Genomic DNA, 18,993 nt, shown 5'->3' on the forward strand with positions numbered 1-18,993 from the left:
TAGCGGCGCTGGGCTCGGCCATACCGGGCGCCGGGATCCGACGTCATCTGAACCGAGCGCGGCGGTCGCGCTTCCCTATCGCCGCCGACGCCGGCGGCCGGCGAGGAGCATCGCTGCGAGCAGCCAGGCGGACGAGGTCGCCGCTGCCCCTTCGGCGCTCGCCGCCAGCCCGCAGCCGTTGCCGTGCGCCCGCGGCGTGCCGCCCCCGGGCCGGGGAGCACCGCCGTCGCCGCCCGCGCCGCCGTCGCCGCCCGCGCCGCCTTCGCCACCTGCACCGCCGCCGCCTTCCCCCGCGCCGCCGCCGTCGCCGCCCGCGCCGCCGCCGTCGCCGCCCGCGCCGCCGCCTTCCCCCGCGCCGCCTTCGCCGGAGCCGCCGCCTGCGCCGCTCGCCTCGTCGGGCACGCAGCCGCCGGCCACGCAGGTGCCGCCGGGGCACCGGGCGCCCTCGTTCGGGAACAGGGCGCACTCGCCGTACCTCGGGTGGCACCGCGCCGCGGTGCAGGCGTTCCCGGAGGGCGCGCACTGGAGCGGATCGCTCCCCTTGCAGACGCCGCCCTCGCAGGCGTCGGTCAGCGTGCAGGGATCGCCGTCGTCGCAGGGCGTGCCGTCGGGCTTCGGCGGCGCGTCGCAGGCGCACGCGTCGCCCACGCCGTCGTCGTTCGCGTCTTCCTGCGCGCTGTTCGAGAGGAGCGGGCAGTTGTCGCCGCCGTCGGGCACGCCGTCGCCGTCGTCGTCGTCGTCGCAGCGATCGCCGGCCCCATCGTCGTCGGCGTCGCTCTGGCTCGGGTTCGACGTCACCGGGCAGTTGTCCGAGTCGTCCGGGGCCCCGTCGCCGTCGTCGTCGCCGTCGCACGCGTCGCCCTCGCCGTCGTCGTCGAGATCGGACTGGCCGGGGTTGGGGACGGAGGTGCAGTTGTCGGTGCCGTCCTCCACGCCGTCGTCATCCATGTCTCGAGCGTTGAGATCGCAGGCGTCGCCCCGGCCGTCGTCGTCCTCGTCGGCCTGATCGGGGTTGGCGACGAGGGGGCAGTTGTCGGCCTCATCCACGAGCGCGTCGTTGTCATCGTCGCCGTCGCACGCGTCCCCGATCTGGTCTGGCGGCGACTCCTCCGGGTTGTTCTCCTGCCCTGCATTGGCCACCGACGGACAGTTGTCGCCGCCGTCGGGCACGCCGTCGCCGTCGTCGTCGGGGTCGCAGGCGTCGCCCGCGCCGTCGCCGTCCAGGTCCGCCTGGTCGGGGTTGGGCGCGAGCGGGCAATTGTCGAGCACATCGAGGACTGTGTCGTTGTCGTCGTCGGGATCGCAGGCGTCGCCCACGCTGTCGGTGTCTGAATCGACCTGATCGGGGTTCGGCACGGACGGGCAGTTGTCCTCGACGTCGTCGGCGCCGTCGCCGTCGCCGTCCGTGTCGATGGCCCAGTTGACGAGGCCAGCTCGCTCCGCCGCCGTCATGCCGAGCAGCGCGCTCGCGGGGAGGCCGTCGAGGTATGCCGCGTTCTCGTGCGCGTCGGCCTGGCTGGCGCGCTGGCCGCCGAAGTGCATGAGGACCCGCGTCCCCCCGGGCGGCAGCGGCAGGGCGAACTCGACCGCCGGCCCGTTCGGCAACGCGCAGTCGGTCACGACCATCCCGACGCTCTCGGGCACGATCGCCGCGGCCGGCCCGTAGAAGTTGAAATTGAGGCTCGGATCGCCCGACGCGTCGATGTCGTCCGTGGCGAGCCATCGATCCTCCCGCGTGAACTCCCGGTCGCCGCTGTACGTCTGCGTGATGGTGGTGCCGACGTCGGACCCGACGTTCGTCTCGACCCGCACGACGGCCGTGAGCGCGGCGTCGGTCGGGTTGTGGAGGATCTCCAGGAAGCGCGCCCACCCCTCGCTCGCGGGCACATACACCTTGCGGGTGACCTGGAGGTTGCCGAAGGGCGCCGGCCCGTGGGCGAGCTGCCTCCCGTCCATCTCCGCCGTCCGGTCCGCGGGAGGAAACCTGACCCCGTCGACCAGCAGCACCATGCCGGTGTCGTAGGCGTCGCCGTTCCCGTCGTTGATCACCCCATCTTGCCCGACGTCCCACCGGAAGCCGAGGCCATCGACGAGCACCTCGACGGCCCCTTGGGCCGCGCACACCTGCGCCGCCGCGCTCCGCGGCGCCGCCGCGAGCGCCAGCGCGAGGCCGAGCGCTGTGGACAAGACGGTTCGCTTCATCATCTCTCTTGCTTCCCGGGTCCGGGCCTCGGGCCCGACCGCGCTCGCCATCGACTCAACGCCGCGCGCCGCGCGCCGCTGACGAAGGGCTACTTCTTCTCCAGGACGACGAGCTGCACCCGCCGGTTCTTCTCCCGCCCGGCCGCGCTCTTGTTGTCCGCGATCGGCTGGCTCGCCCCGTATCCCTTCGCGACCAGCCGCTCGGCCGCGATCCCCTTCTCCACGAGCCACCTGCGCACCGACTCCGCGCGCGCCGTCGAGAGCGTCTCGTTGAACCGGGCGTTGCCCGCGCTGTCCGTGTGCGCGGAGACCTCGATCTTCACCCACTCCGGGTGCTCCTCGATCACGTCGCGCACCTCGGCGAGCACCGCCTCGCTCTTCGGATCGATCGGCGCCGGGTCGTTCTTCAGCACGCGGAACACGACGGGCTCGAGCAGCACGACCTGATCGCCCTGCACCCGCACCCGCTTCGGGCAGCCGCGCGCGGCCGGGTCGTCGCTCGCCGGGCCCTTCTCGCGCGGGCACGCGTCGGCGTCGTCGAGCAGGCCGTCGCCGTCCTGATCCGCGGGCTTGCTCGCCGCGGCGGGGCACCCGGGGCGCGTCGCCCCGCGCATCGCACCGCCCGAGGCATCGCCCTTTTCCGCGGGGCACGCGTCGAGCGCGTCGGGCAGGCCGTCGCCGTCCTGGTCCGCGGGACAGCCGCGCCGCGCCGGATCGCCGCCGCCGCTGCCCGCGGCCGCGTCCGGGCACGCGTCGTCCGGATCGGCCACGCCGTCCTCGTCGCGGTCCTCCACGGGGCAGCCGCGCCGCCGCGCGTCCGCGCTGGCCGGCCCGTATGCATAGGGGCACGCGTCCTCCGGGCCGGAGATGCCGTCCGCGTCCGGGTCCGGGTCCTCCGCCCTGGCCGGCGGCGGCGCGGGCGGGGCCCACGCCACCGTGCCGAGCGCGCGGAACGACGGCGCGCCGATCGCCTCTCCGAACCCCGGACCGGCGGCCGCCCCGAGCACGAGGCCCGCGAGGGGGCGGAGCTTCGCGCTCAGGAGGAGCTCGGCGGCCGTGGTCGCCTCCACCGCGACCCGCTCGCGCTCGGTGAGCGGCAACGAGCCGCCCTGTAGCATCGTCTCGGCGTACAGCTCCGGGCCGACCTGCAGCCGCTCGTCCCAGAGGAGCGCGGCCGCGCCGCCGCCGTAGGCCAGCGTCGACGGGTTCTCGGAGCTCCGCATCACGGCGCCGCCCGCGACGCTCCACACGAAGCGCGAGACCCGCCCGCCGAGCAGGAGCTGCGGCGTGACGCGGACCGCGCCCTCGCCGACGTATGCGTCCGAGCTGCCCGTGGGCAGGTGCAGGGCCGCGCTCGTGCCGATCTGGAAGGCGTCGCTTTCGTCGCCGAGCAGCCGGACGCGCACGCCGAGGCGCAGATCGCCGAAAGCGGGGGACGACGGGGCCTCGGGCGCGCCTGCGGAGGCCGCCGCGGCCGGGCCGTCGCCGCTCTGGGCGAGGGCCAGCGGCAGCGAGGCCGAGACGAGGAGCCGATCCCACAGCGAGAGCGAGCCGCCGATGTGGAGGAGCGACTGGCTGCCGACGATCGCCCGGTCGGGCGAGGCGCCGTCCGAGAGCGTGAGCGGATCCGCCGCGTGGTCGAACAGGAGGATGCCGCGCGGGACCAGGTGCCCGCCGATGAACGGCGACGGCACGCCGAACAGCGGGTCGCCCGCGGGCGCCGGCTCGAACCGGCTCAGCGCGACGGCGCCTGGCCCCTCCGCGCGCGCGGGCGTCGAGCCGAGCGCGATGCCGAGGAGCGCGCTCGCGAGCGCCGCGCTCGCCGTGATCAGGCCTCTCATGGGCGCCGGATGGTATCCTCGCCAGCGCAAGCGGAGCAAAGACGATCTGTTCCTGGCGTTCCGGTTGTTGATCGCCTGCCGCGCGCATCTTGTAGCATCGCGATGATCGGAGCCCGGCCTGCGCGGCCTGCCTCCGCGAGAGCAAGGAGCATCGATGCGAGGGAAGCATCTGGGCCAGGGGTGGCGCGCCGTCGCGGCCGCGCTCAGCGTGGGGCTCGCGGCGGGCGTCGCGGCGGCCCAGCCGGCGCCCGCCGCGCCGGCACCGCCGGCCGCCGCGACGGCAGAGAAGCCGCTCTCCGAGTCGCTGACCGGGATGGCCAAGGCCGAGCACGGGGCGGGCGCCGCGCTGTTCAAGGACGGCGACTACGCGGGCGCGCTCGCGCGCTTCGAGCGCGCCTACGAGCTGTCGCGCGATCACCGCCTGCTCTGGAACGTCGCGCTCTGCCAGAAGAACCTGCGGCGCTACGCGAAGATGCTCGCGACGCTGCGCCGGATGGAGGACGACGCGGGCGCCGCGCTGACGGCCCGCGACAAGCAGGACATCGCTGAGCTCATCCAGGCGGCGGAGGTGTACGTGTCCCGCCTCGAGGTCACGGCCAGCGAGGCGGGGGCGACGGTGTTCGTGGACGACGAGCCGGTCGGGACGACGCCGCTCGCGGCGCCGGTGCCGATCGACATCGGCGAGCGCCGCATCCGTGTGTCGAAGCCGGGCTTCGTCGATCTCGTCCGCCAGGAAAAGGTGGTGGGCGGCGGCAGCGTCGCCGTGCTGGCGCGGCTCGAGCGGGCGGTGCACCGGGGGCGGCTCCTCGTCGCCGCGGAGCAGGACGGCCTCATCGCGCTCGACGGCAAGGTCGTGGGCAAGGGCCGCTGGGAGGGCTCGGTGCCGAGCGGGACCCACGCGCTGCGCGTGACCGCGCCCGGGATGAAGCCGCACGAGGTCGCGGTCCTGATCCGGGACGAGGAGCACCGCCGCATCGACGTCTCGCTGGAGCGCGCTCCGGAGCGGGGCGGCGCGAGCAGATGGCTGTGGATCGGCGGCGGCGCGGCGATCTTCGCCGGCGCGCTGATCGCGGGCGCGCTGCTCTTCGAGCCGGGGACGCCGGCGGAGCAGGGCAGCCTCGGCACGGTCCCGCTCGGGTTTGGAGGGAGACGTTGATGCGAACGAAGCGGACGAGGGCGGTATCGATTGCGGCGGTGAGCTTCCTCTCCCTCGCGGCGGCGGCGGGGGTCTCGGCCTGCGGCGGCGAGAAGGGGCAGCTCATGGTGGTCTTCCAGACGGACATGTCGTTGCCGAAGGACATCGACACGATCCGGGTGGAGGCGACGCTCGACGGGTCGATCGTCTACGACGAGACGTTCGAGCGGCTCGGGGGGGAGGACTCGATCCGCCTGCCGGCCACGCTCGGCTTCCTCTCTCCCGACGATCCGACGCAGGCGCTCCGGGTGCGCGTCATCGCGAGCCGCGGCGGCAAGGACGGGGTGCGCCTGCTCCGCGAGGTGCTCACGACGGTGCCCGAGGGCCGCACCGCGACGCTCCACATGCCCATCCAGTTCCTGTGCGACGGCTCGGCCGAGGTCGAGCGCGACGCGGACGGCAAGGCGCTGCGCGACGCCCAGGGCCACGTGCTCGTCAAGAACAGCTGTCCCGAGGGCCAGAGCTGCGTCGCCGGCTCGTGCGTGCCGCGCGAGATCGACTCGCGCGCGCTGCCCGAGTTCGAGGCGCAGGCGGTGTTCGGCGGTGGCGACGGCGACAGCGACGGGCTCTGCTTCGACACGCTCCGGTGCTTCGCGGCCGCGGCGTCGGCGCCGGTCGATCTCGAGGCGTTCGCCGCGGACGCCACGGTCTGCCGCGCCACCGCGCCGAGCGGCGAGATCAACGTCGCGCTCCTCACGCAGGGCGGCGGCATCTGCGGCGAGAGCGCGTGCTTCGTGCCGCTCGACGCCGAGAGCGACGCGGGCTTCCAGGTCGAGGCCGGCAACGTCCTCCGGCTGCCCGTCGAGGTGTGCAGGAGGGCGCAGCAGGGCAAGCTCGCGGGGCTCGCGATCGCGACGGCGGGCGAGGGGACGTGCCGCAGGAAGGGCACCGACCTGCCGACGTGCGGCCCCTGGTCGGCGTCGGGCGGGGGCCAGTACACCGGGCCCGACGCGGCGGCGCCCGTCCCTGTCGCGGTCGCGCAGGTCCACCCTGTGTCGCTGCGGGTGGCGGCGGGCGGCGTGGCCTGGGTCTCCGGCACCACCTTCGACGAGACCGGGACGGCGAGGCAGGACGGGGAGCTGAAGGTCACCCCGCGCGACGGCGGCGAGCCGCTGATCCTCGGCGTGGCGCAGGCGTCGCCGCGCGACCTCGCGGTCGACGAGGCGCGGGAGGTCGTCTTCTGGACGAACGCGGAGGACGGCACGCTGATGGTGGCCCCGCTGGCGGGCGGCGAGCCGCGCGAGCTGCTCGGGGATCTCAAGCAGCCCGAGGGGCTCTCGCTCTCCGGCGACGTCCTCACGTGGACCGAGCTCTGGGGCGGCGGCGTCTTCCGGGCCACGGTGAGCGGCAGCGGCGCGGAGGTCGAGCTCGGCGCGCCGGAGGAGCTCGCGCGGCCCGACGCGGTGGTCGAGTCCCCGTACCGGGTGGCCAGCGCCGGGGACGCCGTGTGCTGGACCTACCAGGGCACGCTGGGCAGCGCCGACGGCGTGGTGGCGTGCTCCCTCGGCGGGAGCACGCGGACGGTCGCGACCGGGCAGCTCACCCCGCGGGAGATCGCGCTCGACGTGGACGGCCAGGGGAACGCCGTGGCGGTCTACTGGGCGAGCTTCGAGGGCGGCAGCGTCTTCCGGGCGGCGCTGACCGGGGGGGAGATCGGCGAGGCCAGCGCGGTCGTGTCGGACCAGGGCCAGCTGAACGGCATCGCGCTGGACGACGAGCACGTCTACTGGACCCGCCGCGACGAGGGCACGGTCGTGCGCATGCCGAAGGACGGCGGGGAGCCCGAGGTGCTGGCCTCGCGGCAGCAGCGGCCCGGCGACATCGCGGTGGACGAGCTCGCCGTCTACTGGATCAACGAGGGCTCGCCGGACCAGGACGACGGCCTTCCGGTGAAGGACGGGGCCATCCTGAAGCTCGCGCGGTGACGCGGGCGGCGGCCTCGGAGGCGCGCGGCGGCGACGCGCAGGGCTCGCCGCCGCCCGCGACCTGCGCGCTCGCCGCCGCGTATGCTATGGCCCGACCCGTGAAGCGAACGGCCCTCCTCCTGTTCTCCCTCGCGCTCCCCGCGTGCGGTTCGAGCTACGCCCAGCAGGGCCCGAGCGACACGCTCCGGGCCTACGCGCAGGCGCTCCAGGAGGGGCGCGTCGACGCGGCCTACCGGCTGCTCTCGGACGAGGCCAAGCGGTCCATGTCGCTCGAGGCGTTCCGGCGCGCGGTCCGCGACAACCCGGACGACGCGCTCGAGATCGCCCGCGCCATCGCGCGGCCCGCGGCCGATCCGGTGGTGACGGCGACGGTCACCATGCCGAACGGCGAGGAGCTCCTGCTCGTCTTCGAGGGGGGCCGCTGGCGGCTCGACGCGGCGGCGGTCGACCTGTACGGCCAGGCGACGCCCCGGCAGGCCCTGGTGGGCTTCCTGCGCGCCTTCGAGCGCAGGCGCTACGACGTCATCATGCGCTACGTTCCCGACGCCGAGAAGGAAGGGCTCGGCGAGGCGGCAAATGGAGCGCGTGGCGCAGGTGGCGAGGCGGACGCGGCCGTCGAGGCGGGCGCGGCGCGCGGGGACGGCGCGGCGCAGCCCGCGGGGCCCGAGGGCGCGGGGGCTGACGCGGCGCAGAAGCCTGACAGTCGGCCCGGGACGGCCAGGGCCGCGGCAGGCGCGGCGCAGCTCACCCCCGAGAAGCTGAAGGCCGCGTGGGAGGGGCCGCAGCGGGAGCAGATCAACCGGGTCGTCCAGGCGATCAAGGCGGCGCTGCCGACCGCGACCATCGAGGAGACCGGGGACAGCGCGTCGATGGCGTACGGAGCCGGCGGTACGGTCGCTTTCACCCGCGAGCACGGGGTCTGGAAGATCAAGGACTTCTAGCGGCGCGCCCGCGACATGGCTTCGAGAAGAGCGCTGTACTAGGGTTGTCGGTATGCCGACCGGCGATCCTCCCTCGCGAACGCCTCCCTCGCCCGACGCCGACAGCGTCCCGATCCTCCCGCTCCGCAACTCCGTGCTGTTCCCGATGTCGGTCGTCCCGATCAACGTCGGTCGGCCGCGGAGCGTTCGCCTGGTCGAGGACCTCCTCGGCCGCGAGCGCGCGCTCGTCGGGGTGATCAGCCAGCGGTCGCCGGACGTCGACGAGCCGACGTTCAAGGAGCTCTACTCCGTCGGGACCATCGCGCGCGTCGTGAAGGTCATCCGGCTCGGTCCGAACAACTACTCGGTCGTGCTGAACGGGCTCGGCCGCTTCCGCGTGAAGGCGGCGTTCTCGCTGGAGCCGTACATGCGCGCGCGGATCGAGCGCATCCCGGAGTCGCTCGTGCGCGACGTGGAGCTCGAGGCGCTCGGCGCCGGCCTGCGCGAGGCGACGCGGGAGGTGCTCGGCCTGATGCCGAACCTGCCGCGCGACACCGCGGGCATCCTCGACAACGTGCGCGAGCCCGGCGCGCTCGCCGACCTCATCGCGTCGAACTTCCCGCAGGCGCAGGCCTCGGTCGGCGACAAGCAGGAGATCCTCGAGGCGTTCGACGTGAAGGCGCGCGTGCGCCTCGTGCTCGCGATGGTCGGCCGGCAGCTGGAGGTGCTGCGGGTCAAGAAGGAGATCTCCTCGATGGTGCAGGAGGAGATGGGCAAGTCGCAGCGCGAGTACATCCTCCGGCAGCAGATGAAGTCGATCAAGGAGGAGCTCGGCGAGGGCGGCGACGACGACGAGATCGAGGAGCTCCGCGAGCGCATCCGGCGCGCCAAGGTGCCGGCGGAGGTCGACAAGGTCGTGCGCAAGCAGCTCAGCCGGCTGCGCTCGATGGCGCAGCAGTCGGCCGAGTTCAACGTGACGAAGACCTACCTCGAGTGGATCGCGGATCTGCCGTGGTCCAAGACGACGGTGGACAAGCTCAGCGTCGAGAGCGTGCGGCGCTGCCTCGACGAGGACCACCTCGGGCTGGAGAAGGTGAAGAAGCGGATCGTCGAGTACTCGGCGATCCGGCAGCTGCGCTCGGACAAGAAGGGGCCGATCCTGCTCTTCATCGGGCCGCCCGGCGTCGGCAAGACGTCGCTCGGCAAGTCGATCGCGCGCAGCATGGGCCGGCGCTACGAGCGCATCGCGCTCGGCGGCGTGCGCGACGAGGCGGAGATCCGCGGTCACCGGCGCACGTACGTGGGCGCGCTGCCCGGGCGCATCCTGCAGGCGCTCAAGAAGGCGGGGACCAGGAACCCGGTGCTCGTGCTCGACGAGGTCGACAAGATGGGCGTCGACCTGCGCGGCGACCCGGCGGCGGCGCTCCTCGAGGTGCTCGATCCCGAGCAGAACTCGACGTTCCAGGACCACTACCTCGACCTGCCGTTCGACCTGTCGCAGGTGATGTTCCTCGCGACGGCGAACAACTGGGACGGCATCCCGGGGCCGCTCGTCGACCGCATGGAGGTCATCGAGGTGCCCGGCTACACGCGGACCGACAAGCTCGGGATCGCGCGGGAGTTCCTGGTGCCGAAGCAGCTGTCGGCGCACGGGCTCACGGACGAGCGCCTGGAGTTCACGCCGCCGGGCATCGAGGCGATCGTCGACCATTACACGCGCGAGGCGGGCGTGCGCGGCCTCGAGCGGCAGATCGCGGCGGTGTGCAGGGCGACGGCGGTGAAGGTCGCCGAGGGCCACGACGTGCGCGAGGTGGCGACGCCCGAGCACGTGGAGCAGGTGCTCGGGCCGCACAAGCACCGCCCGGAGGTCGCGGAGCGGACGCTCCAGCCCGGGGTCGCGACCGGCCTCGCGTGGACGCCGGCGGGCGGCGAGATCCTCTTCATCGAGGCGACGAAGATGCCGGGCAAGGGCAACGTGGTGCTCACCGGCAACATGCGGAACGTGATGCAGGAGTCGGCGAGCACGGCGGTGAGCTTCGTGCGCAGCAAGGCCGACCGCCTGCACCTCGACCCGCAGTGGCTGAAGGAGATCGACCTTCACGTGCACATCCCGCAGCACGGCACGCCGAAGGACGGGCCGAGCGCCGGCGTGACGATGTTCGCCGCGGTCGCGTCGCTGCTGCTGGGCGCGCCGGTGCGGAGCGACATCGCGATGACGGGGGAGATCTCGCTGCGCGGGCGGGTGATGCCGGTCGGCGGCGTGAAGGAGAAGCTGCTCGCGGCGCACCGCGCCGGCATCCGGCACGTGCTGATCCCGGCGAAGAACCGGCGCGACCTCGAGGACGTGCCGCAGGACGTCAAGGATCAGGTCCAGATCACGCTGGTGTCGTCGATGGAGGAGATCCTCCCCCTCGTGCTCGAGCCTCCGCGCCGCTCCCCGGCGCAGAGCGCGCCTTCGGACGAGCTCGAGGAGCAGGCAGGGGTCTGAGGCGGATCGCGGGATGAAGCGGGTGGCGGTGGTCTCGGGCGGCAACCGGGGGATCGGGCTCGAGATCTGCCGGCAGCTCGCGCGCCGCGCGATCCACGTCGTCCTCGGGAGCAGAGACGAAGGCCGCGGCAGCGCCGCCGCGGCCTCGCTCGCGGAGCAGGGGCTCTCCGTGGAGGCCCGGCGCCTCGACGTGTCCGACGAGGCGAGCGTCGACGAGCTTGCGCGCGCGCTCGCGGCGGAGCACGGCGGCGTCGACATCGTCGTGAACAACGCGGGCATCGCGATGGACGGCTTCGACGCCGAGGTCGCGCGCAGGACCATCGACGTCAATTTCTTCGGGCCGCTCCGGCTGACGGACGCGCTCCTCCCGCTCGTACGGCCGGAGGGGAGGGTGGTCATGGTGACGAGCGGGGTCGGAGATCGGCGCAAGGTCGGAAGGTCGCTGCAGGCGCAGATCGGGAAGGCCGAGCTGACGCGCGCGGAGCTCATCGAGCTCATGCGCAAGTTCGTCGGCGACGTCAGCGCCGGGCGGCACACGGCCGAAGGGTGGCCGTCGTCGGCCTACGCGGTCTCGAAGATCGGGCTCAACGCGCTCACGGGCGTCCTCGCGAGGGAGCTCGCCGGGGACGGGCGGGGGATCCTCTGCAACGCGGCCTGTCCAGGCTGGGTGCGCACGGACATGGGCGGCGCGCACGCGCCGCGGTCCGTCGAGGAGGGGGCCGAGACGCCGGTGTGGCTCGCGCTGCTGCCGCGCGGCGGCCCGCAGGGCGGCGTGTTCCGCGACAAGGCTCCCGCGAGCTGGTGAGCAGCCCGGCGCGCCGCGCGCCGGCGCGGCGTCACACTGCGCGCCGGCGCGGCGTCACCTCGGCCTGCTGGCGGGCTAGCCGTGGCACGCCCGCACGAACCCGCAGCGCAGCGTGCGGCATGCCTCGACCGGCACCCCGTCGAAGCGCCCCTCGCCCCTCGCCTCGGAGAGGCGCTCGGCGAGGCGGGCGAGCTCGCGCTCGAACCGCGCGTGCTCCTCGTCGGCGATCGTGCCCATCGGCCCCGAGGCCCTGAGCCACGCGGGCTCCGCCGCCGCGCCGAGGAAGAGCACGCCCGCGCGGATCGGCCGATCCGGGTAGCGCTTCCTCAGCGCGAGCGCGCTCGCGCGCAGGCGGAGCTCGTACGGCGCGAGATCCGCCCACGGTCGCGCGCGCTTGTACTCGATGACGTCGATATGCCCGCCCGGGTGCAGCACGGCGAGATCGATCGCGAGCGCCAGCGCGAGCCGCGCGCCGCGTCGCCCGCCGGCGCTCTGCGGCTCGATGTCGAGCACGAACGCCTCCTCCCGGAGGAGCGTCGCCTCCTCGTCCCGCGCCTGCCGCGCGAAGGGCCCTCCGAGGAAGCGGGCGATGCCCTCGGCGGTGCGCAGCGCGTCCGGGCTGTGCAGCGTGAGCCCCTCGAAGCCGAGCCGCGCGATGACGTCCGCGGCCTCGGTCGGCTCGCCCCAGCGCGCGTGCGGCCAGCGCTGGAGCACCCGGTGCGCGGCGCGGCCGGGAGGGCGCGGGTCCGCGCCGTCCTCGAGCTCGACGCGCTCCTCGCCCGGCAGCTCGGGCGGGCCCTCGACGTCGAAGAGGCCGAGCTGGCCCTCGCCGGCGGGCTCGGTGATCCCGAGGAGGTGCCGGAGCCGGAAGCGGCGAGCGCACCCCTGGAACGTCGCGAGGGACGCTGTCGCGATCCGCACGGTCTGCGCGCGCGCGGGCTCGGCCGCCGGCGCCGGACGCGGGACGGGGGCGGCGCGCGCATAAGCGTCGGTGCCAGGGGCGGGGGGCTTCGCCTCGGCGAGCAGCGACCGGGCCTCGAGCGTCATGCTGATCGTGCGGGCGAGCGGCGCGGGGCCCTCGGCGCCGGCCGCCGACGTGGCGCGGGGGTCAGCGTCTGCCGGCCGGGGGTCGGCGTCTGCCGGCCGGGGGTCGGCGTCCGCCGCCGCCGAGGTGGGACGCGGGCCGGCGTTCGCCGTCAACGTGAGCCACGCGGAGCCGCTCCGCGGCTTGGCCGCGGCGCCGACGAGCACGAGCTCGCGGCGAGCGCGGGTGATCGCGACGTAGGTGAGCCGCTGCCGCTCGGCGCGCTCTCGAGCCCGCACCTCGGCGCGCGCCGCCTGGAGCGCGGGCGTGCTGATGGGCAGCAGCGGACCGTGCGTCGACGCCGCGGCGTCCTCGGGCGCGCCGAGCCGCGATGGCCTGTCGACCCGCCGCGCGTGGTGGCGCACCAGCAGCGCGGCGGCGCGGTCCCCCGCGGCCGGGATGTAGCTCAGGCCGGGCTGGTCCGCCCGGGGCTCCGCGTTGAGGTCCAGGAGCACCACGGCCGGGAAATCGAGCCCCTTGCTGGCGTGGATCGTCGTGAGGCGCACGGCGTCGTCGTCGGGCGAGAAGACGGCGGCCTCCGGCTCGTCCGCCTCGTCGCGGATCCGGCGCTCGAGCCAGCGGACGAAGCTCGCGAGCGAGCCACCCCGGCGGCGGGCGATGGAGACAAGGCGGTCGACGTTGCCGAGCCGGGCCTGGGCGCGCGGGAGCGCGGCGAGGACGCGGTCGAGATCGAAGACCGAGACCGCGGCCCGGATCGCCTCGCCGGGCGTCGAGCGGAGCGCCGCGCGGCGCAGCCCCGAGAAGCGGGCGCGGAACGCCTCGAGCCGCTCGCGATCCGCCGCGGGCAGCCGCGCGAGCGCGGGGAGGGGACGCGCGTCCGCCGGCTCGTCGTCCTCCGGCCAGGGCGCCCGGCCGCCTTGCGCTGCAGCGGCGCTCGTCCAGCGGCCGAGCAGCGGGACCGTGAGGCCGCGGCCAGGAGGCGCCAGGATCGCGAGCGCCGTGTCCGAGAGCGCCACCATGGGACCGCGGAGGACCGTCGCGAGGGCGAGGCGATCGTGCGGATCGAGCAGCAGGCGGAGGATCGCGGCGACGTCGCGGACCTCCGCCGCGTCGAAGAGCGCGCGGCCCGCGACGACGTACGGGATCTCGAGGCGCGCGAGGGCGAGCTCGACGAGGGGGATCGTGCTCCGGCGCCGCGCGAGCACGGCGACGTCGCGGAAGCGCAGATCGCCGCCCGCCGCGCCCGCCGCGCCCTCGCCTCGGACGCGCCGCGCGATGTACGCGGCCGCGATCAGCGCCTCCCGCAGCTGCCCCCGCGCGTCCCGGACCAGGGCGTCGACGCCGTCCGGCGCGCTGCCGTCGTCGTGGACGAGCGCGACGTCCGTCGGGCCCTGCGCGGCCACGCCCGGCGCGGCGACGAGGTGCTCCGCCGCGCTGTAGGCGATCTCGAACTCGCGCGGCGAGGGCGCCCGCGCGCTCGCGCCCGGGCCTTCCTCGCGCGCGCGATCCTGGGAGAAATCGCGCTCCGAGAACGCGTTGATGAACGCGAGCAGCTCGGGCGTCGACCGGCGGCTCTCCCGGAGCGCGACGAAGTCGGCGCTCGGATCGGGCGACCACAGGGACGGCGACAGCTCGAGCGCGCGGCCGGCGGCGGCGCCCGCGAGCTCCGCGCAGACGCGGCAGAAGATCGAGACGTCGGCCCCGCGGAAGCCGTAGATCGATTGCTTGCGATCGCCGACCAGGAACAGCCCGTGGCCATGGAGGCCGGCCGCCGTCGGGGCGACGCCGGCCGGGCGCGCCAGGGCGGCGTCGTCGCGCTCGCGCAGGAGGTAGACGAGGTCGCGCTGCACCGCGCTCGTGTCCTGGAACTCGTCGACGAGCAGCACGTCGGCCGACTCGCGCACCGCGGCGCCGATCGCCGGATCGTCGCGCAGGCCGTCGCGGGCGGCGCGCAGGAGATCCCCGAACCCGAGGCCGCCCTCGGTGCGGCGGATGGCCGAGAGCCGCTCGCGGACCTCCTCGAGGAGGTCGACGATCCGCGCCTCGCGCCGCGACAGCGCGGGCGCCTCGCGCAGGAAGCCGAGCAGCTGCTGCGCCTTGTCGCGGTGGGTCTCGCCCGGCAGCGCCTCGCGGAAGGCGAGGAGCGCCTCGTCGGCCGGCGTGCACTTGCGGGGCTTGCGCTGCGTGAGCAGCTCGATCAGCGGGGCGCTCGCCGCGCCCGCGGGGAAGGGCGCGCCGCCGCCCTCGCGGCCGAGCGCCGCGGCGAGCGCGGCCGCCGGCTCGCGGAACGCGGCGCCGCCGAGCGCGGCGCTCTCGGCGGCGAGGCGGTGGAGCTCCCGGGAGAGCGCGCGGGCCTCGGCGACGTGGTCGGACAGCGCGAGCCGGCGCGGCGTGAGGCCGTCCTCGTCGAGGCGGTCGAGCAGGCGCGTGACCTCGCTCCGCGCGGCCTCCACGCTGCCCGTCGCGGCGACGAGCGCGCGCGCGGCCTCGGCGCGCTCGCCCCCCTCGGCGAGCGCGCGGCTCAGCGCCTCGTCGACCGCGAGGTCGCTGAGCGCCTGCGCCTCCTCCTCGTCGAGGATCCGCGCGGCGGGCGAGAGCCCCAGGGCGATCGCGTGCCGGTCCACGATCTGCTTGGCGACGCCGTGGAGCGTGTCGATGCGCGCGGCGGGGAGGCGGGCGAGCGCCTCCTCGGCGCGCTTCCGCAGCTCGGCCGCGGGCAGCGCCGCGCCGCTGCCCGCGCCGACGGCCGCCTGCCGCGCGCGCAGGATGTCGGCGAAGGGGATGCTCGCCTCGCCGTCCCAGCGGGCGATCTCCCGCAGCGAGCGCTCGATGCGGTGGGCGATCTCGCGCGCGGCGGCGCGCGAGAAGGTCGTCGCGACGATGCGGTCGGGCGACACGGGCGGCGCGGCGGCCCGGGCGTCGGGCCGGCCGAGCGAGGTGAGGCCGAGCGTGAGCAGCACGTAGAGCGCCGTGAGGCGGTGGGTCTTGCCGGTGCCGGCGCTGGCGGCGACCACGACGTTGCGGCGGAAGGCGTAGATGAGCGCGTCGCCCTCGGCGAGCTCCGCCCCGTGCGGCGCGGCGCTCACGCGACCTCCTCCGCGGCCTCGTCCGTCGGCACGACCGCGGGGCGCCGGCACACGTCGCGCGCGTCGCAGCGCGCGCACAGCGTCGGCAGCGCCGGCCGCGGCGCGGCCCGGCCGTGCCAGAGCGCGACGACCGCCGCCCGCGCCGTGCGCGCGGCCTCGGCCCAGCCCTCGGCGAGCGCGCGCTGCTCCTCGGCCGTGCGCGGCCACAGCTCGACGAGCCCGCGCTGGCGCACGCCGATGTAGACGGCGCGCACCTCCTCCGCGCCCAGCGCGCGCGCCGCGATGGCGCTGTAGAGCGGCAGCTGGAGCGCGCGCCGCCGCTCCTTCGCGTCGGGGAGCTTTCCGGTCTTGTAGTCGACGACCCGCACGACGCGCTGGTCGGTCGATCGATCGATGCGGTCGATCTGGCCGTCGACCCACAGGCTCGGCGCGCCGGCCGCGCCCTCGTCGTCGTCGTCCGACGGGGGGAGCTCGAGCGGCTGCCAGGGCGCCGGCTCGCCGGCGCCGAAGCGCCGCTCGGCGAGCAGGAAGCGGAGGTCCGGCGACGAGTCCTCCCCGTCGATGGCGCGGACCACGACCTCCAGCACGTCGGCGATCGCCTTCTCGACCGCCTCGCGGCGGAGCGGGGCCATGGGCGCCGAGACGCCGAGCGCCGCCTCGGCCGCCGCGCGCGCGGCGGCGAGCTGCTCGGCCGGGTCGCGGTCCGGGCCGAGCTCGCGCAGCGCCTCGAACGAGGCCTGCAGGGCGCGGTGGATCAGCGTGCCGCGCTCCCGCGCGTCGGCCGACTCGGCGAGATCCTCCGCGCGGCGCACGTGCAGCACGCGGCGGGCGAACGCCGCGAACGAGCAGCCCACGGCGCGCTCGATGTGGGTGACCGCGATCGGCCTGCCGGGGTGCGCCCCGCCGATGGCGGCCCTGAGCTGCGCGACCAGCGCCGGGTCCTGATCGAGGAGCACCCGCCCCGTGTACAGGTCGATCGGCGCCCGCGGATCGAGGAAGAAGTCCGCGCGGGCGCGCTCGACCCGGACCCGCTCCGCGATGTCCGCCGCCGGCCGGCCGCCGCCCGCGAGGGCGATGAGCTCCGCGTCGCGCGGCCCGAGCGTCGTCGCGTCCGGGGCGACGCGCGAGGCGGGCTCCTTCCGCTCGCGAGCGCCGGCCGCGAAGGCCGCCTCGAAGAGCGGGTGAGGCTCGTTCGGCTCGCTGTCGTCCCCGCGCGTGAAGCAGAGGGCGACGCTCCTCGCGCCGGCGAGCGCCCAGCCGAGCTCCGCGCGCTGGGCCGCCTGGCGCTCGCGCCCCGACGCGGGGCGGCTCGGCGTCGGCAGCCTGGCGCGGAGCGGCTCGCCGAGCAGCGTCTCGTCCGCGCCGGGGCTGCCGCCGTAGGCGCGCGCATCGAGCCCGGTCACCACCACGACGTCGTGCTCGAGCGCCGTGAAGCCGGCGGCGAGGTCGACGCGCACGGCGCCGGCGCGGCCCGCGTCGCCGCGCGGCCCCGCCCCCTGCTCGGCCGCGGCGCGCTCGAGCTCCGCGTAGACCTCCGCCGCGGTGGTGGGGCGCTCCTCGCAGCCGAGGTCGCGCGCGGCCCGCGCGAGCGCCTCGGCCTGCTCGCGGATCGCGCGCGCGGCCCGCGCGCCCTGGCCCATCGCCTCGAGCGCGATCGCGCCGCCGCCCCGCCGCTCGCCGCGCAGCGCGGCGCGGAGCTCCTCGACCCCGGGCTCGCCGAAGCCGAGCTTGTCGAGCAGCGACAGGAAGCGCCGCACGATCTCGGGCCGCGTCGTCGCCTCGCCGATCCAGCGGGCGCTGGCGAGCAGCCGCTCGAGCGCGTGCGGCATCCACGCCTCCTCGTCGTCGCCGTGCGGGTCGCCGGCGCGGTGCAGCGTCTCGATCCCCAGCTCGAGCTCCGCCTCGAGCTCCGCCTCGCGCCCGGCAGCCCGCGGCGGTCCCGCGCGGCGGTCCGCGCGGCGGGCGGCGACGACGGAGATGAGGCTCTCGACGAGCAGCCGGCCCGTGCGGTCCACCTCGACCGGGACGTCGCGCAGGCGGTGGGCGAGGTCGACCGATCGCTTCTCCGCCTCGGCGGCGGACGCGCGGTCCATCCAGGCGCCGGCGTGAACCCCGGGCGCGCGGAGGATCTCGATCGCCTGCTCGCGGCGCACCGGGCCCACGGCGAGGCGGAGGATCGCGAGCGCGACGCGCCCGTCGGGGCAGCTCGCGGCGGCGCGTCCGCGCGGCTCCGAGAAGCGGACGCCGGCGTCGCTCAGCGCGGCCCGGAGCGGCTCGAGCGCGGCGTCGTCGAGCGCGGGCACGACGACGGCGATCCGCTCGGGGGGGATCCCGCGGCCGAGCGCCGCCGCCACCTCGGCGGCGGCGGCGCGCGCCTCGCCCTCGGCGGTCCTGGCGCTGATCGCGGCGAGCGGCTCCGCGCCTGCGTCGGGCACCCACGCGATCTCCGGCGCTTCCTCGAGCGAGGCCCACCGTCGCTCCAGGAGATCGGCGACCGGCGCCGCGCCGTCGCCCTGGAGGGCGGGCAGCTCGACCGTGACGCCCGCGCCGTCGCGGGCGCGGACGGCGGCGTGGAGCGCCTCGACCCAGGCGAGGTCGTCGGGCTCCCAGGCGACCGCCCCGCGGATCGTGACCTTGCGCGGGAGCGGGAGCGCGCCGGACGCGCCGGCGGCGCGGAGCGCCCGCGCCAGCAGGACCCCTGCGCAGCGCGGGTCCACGAGGCTCGCCGCGCGCAGGGCGGCGTCCGCCCGCTCGAGGACCTCTCCGATGGCGACCGCGTACGGCGTGCCGAGCGCCCGCAGGTCGGCCGGGGTGGTGCCGGCGCGCCGGAAGCTCCCGAGCGCTCGGTCCAGGGTGTGCGCGAGCGCGACGCGCGCGGCGGGCTCAGCCGGCTGCCGCAGCCGGCCCTGCGGCAGCGCGTCGAGGGCGAGCCGGGTGGCGAGGCGCGTCGCCTGAGGGCTCGCGATGGCGACGTCCGGCGCGAGCAGCGCGAGCGCCTCGGAGATGAAGCTCCACCGTGAACGGACCTCCTGGCCCGCGGCGCGCGCCTCACGCGCGTCGTATGCGTTCAGCGAGGCGAGCTCGCGCTCGACGTGCCGCTCGGTCGGGACGAGGAGGAGCGCTGTCCTGTTCACCGCCACGAGACGGCCGGAGGCCGCTCCGGGGAAGCGCAGGCGCCCCGCACGGCAGGACGCTGAGAGGGCGCCGGTGCGCCTGACTGCTCATCCGGCAAGGGGTACCTCACCGCACAGGCTTTACTTCATGCATCCGTCCCCTCGCAACCTCCGTCGGGCGCGTGGCGTGTTGAATAACTCCCGCAGAACGTGGGAATTCCTGTGGGAAGATCGGAAAGCATGTTGAAAACCCTGTTGAGAACCACGGACGGTCCTGGCTGCGTTCGCCTGTAAGCCTGCGGAACTGAACGCCATGCGGCGAGCCCGCGCACGCCCGGGGCGATTCGCGGTGTTCAACAGGCTCAGCGGCGTC

Annotated in this window: 9 protein-coding genes; 5 read left to right on the plus strand and 4 right to left on the minus strand. The window is 75.8% G+C overall.

Annotated features, from left to right (window positions below):
* Positions 1-75: 75 nt before the first annotated feature.
* Both WME85_RS17085 and WME85_RS17090 read right to left on the minus strand, forming a co-directional pair.
* Positions 76-2,205 (minus strand): thrombospondin type 3 repeat-containing protein, encoded by a 2,130-nt coding sequence (locus tag WME85_RS17085; protein WP_437839599.1) that lies wholly within the window; start codon positions 2,203-2,205, stop codon positions 76-78.
* 86 nt (positions 2,206-2,291) lie between these two features.
* Positions 2,292-4,043 (minus strand): OmpA family protein, encoded by a 1,752-nt coding sequence (locus WME85_RS17090; RefSeq protein WP_437839600.1) that lies wholly within the window; start codon positions 4,041-4,043, stop codon positions 2,292-2,294.
* A gap of 154 nt (positions 4,044-4,197) precedes the next feature.
* Here WME85_RS17090 and WME85_RS17095 point away from each other — a divergent pair, with 154 nt between their 5' ends.
* From WME85_RS17095 to WME85_RS17115, 5 genes are all read left to right on the plus strand, one after another.
* Positions 4,198-5,199, plus strand: coding sequence for a PEGA domain-containing protein (locus tag WME85_RS17095; RefSeq protein WP_437839601.1), 1,002 nt, complete (start codon positions 4,198-4,200; stop codon positions 5,197-5,199).
* Positions 5,200-5,237: 38 nt separating this feature from the next.
* Positions 5,238-7,163 carry a hypothetical protein gene (locus tag WME85_RS17100; RefSeq protein ID WP_437839602.1) on the plus strand — a complete coding sequence of 642 codons (1,926 nt, stop codon included), beginning with the start codon at positions 5,238-5,240 and terminating at the stop codon, positions 7,161-7,163.
* A 98-nt stretch (positions 7,164-7,261) separates the two neighbouring features.
* On the plus strand, positions 7,262-8,104 hold the full coding sequence (locus WME85_RS17105; protein WP_437839603.1) for a hypothetical protein: 843 nt from the start codon (positions 7,262-7,264) through the stop codon (positions 8,102-8,104).
* Positions 8,105-8,156: 52 nt separating this feature from the next.
* Complete coding sequence (gene lon / locus WME85_RS17110; RefSeq protein ID WP_437839604.1) at positions 8,157-10,571, plus strand: endopeptidase La; 2,415 nt, start codon at positions 8,157-8,159, stop codon at positions 10,569-10,571.
* Between the two features lie 13 nt (positions 10,572-10,584).
* Positions 10,585-11,376 carry an SDR family oxidoreductase gene (locus tag WME85_RS17115; protein WP_437839605.1) on the plus strand — a complete coding sequence of 264 codons (792 nt, stop codon included), beginning with the start codon at positions 10,585-10,587 and terminating at the stop codon, positions 11,374-11,376.
* Between the two features lie 75 nt (positions 11,377-11,451).
* On the opposite strand, the gene WME85_RS17120 is transcribed toward WME85_RS17115, so the two are convergent.
* Positions 11,452-15,507 (minus strand): UvrD-helicase domain-containing protein, encoded by a 4,056-nt coding sequence (locus WME85_RS17120; protein ID WP_437839607.1) that lies wholly within the window; start codon positions 15,505-15,507, stop codon positions 11,452-11,454.
* A complete protein-coding gene (locus tag WME85_RS17125; protein ID WP_437839609.1) occupies positions 15,504-18,641 on the minus strand; it encodes a PD-(D/E)XK nuclease family protein in 3,138 nt (1,045 codons plus the stop codon). Before WME85_RS17125 ends, WME85_RS17120 begins: the two co-directional genes overlap by 4 nt.
* Positions 18,642-18,993: the final 352 nt, after the last annotated feature.

This window comes from Sorangium sp. So ce1153 (assembly GCF_051521595.1).
Lineage (GTDB): Bacteria > Myxococcota_A > Polyangia > Polyangiales > Polyangiaceae > Sorangium.

Excerpts from the sequence above, each read along its gene's own strand:
- WME85_RS17115 (WP_437839605.1), top strand. The coding sequence starts at position 10,585 with ATGAAGCGGGTGGCGGTGGTCTCGGGCGGCAACCGGGGGATCGGGCTC.
- WME85_RS17095 (WP_437839601.1), top strand. The coding sequence starts at position 4,198 with ATGCGAGGGAAGCATCTGGGCCAGGGGTGGCGCGCCGTCGCGGCCGCG.
- WME85_RS17085 (WP_437839599.1), bottom strand. The coding sequence starts at position 2,205 with ATGATGAAGCGAACCGTCTTGTCCACAGCGCTCGGCCTCGCGCTGGCG.
- WME85_RS17090 (WP_437839600.1), bottom strand. The coding sequence starts at position 4,043 with ATGAGAGGCCTGATCACGGCGAGCGCGGCGCTCGCGAGCGCGCTCCTC.
- lon (WP_437839604.1), top strand. The coding sequence starts at position 8,157 with ATGCCGACCGGCGATCCTCCCTCGCGAACGCCTCCCTCGCCCGACGCC.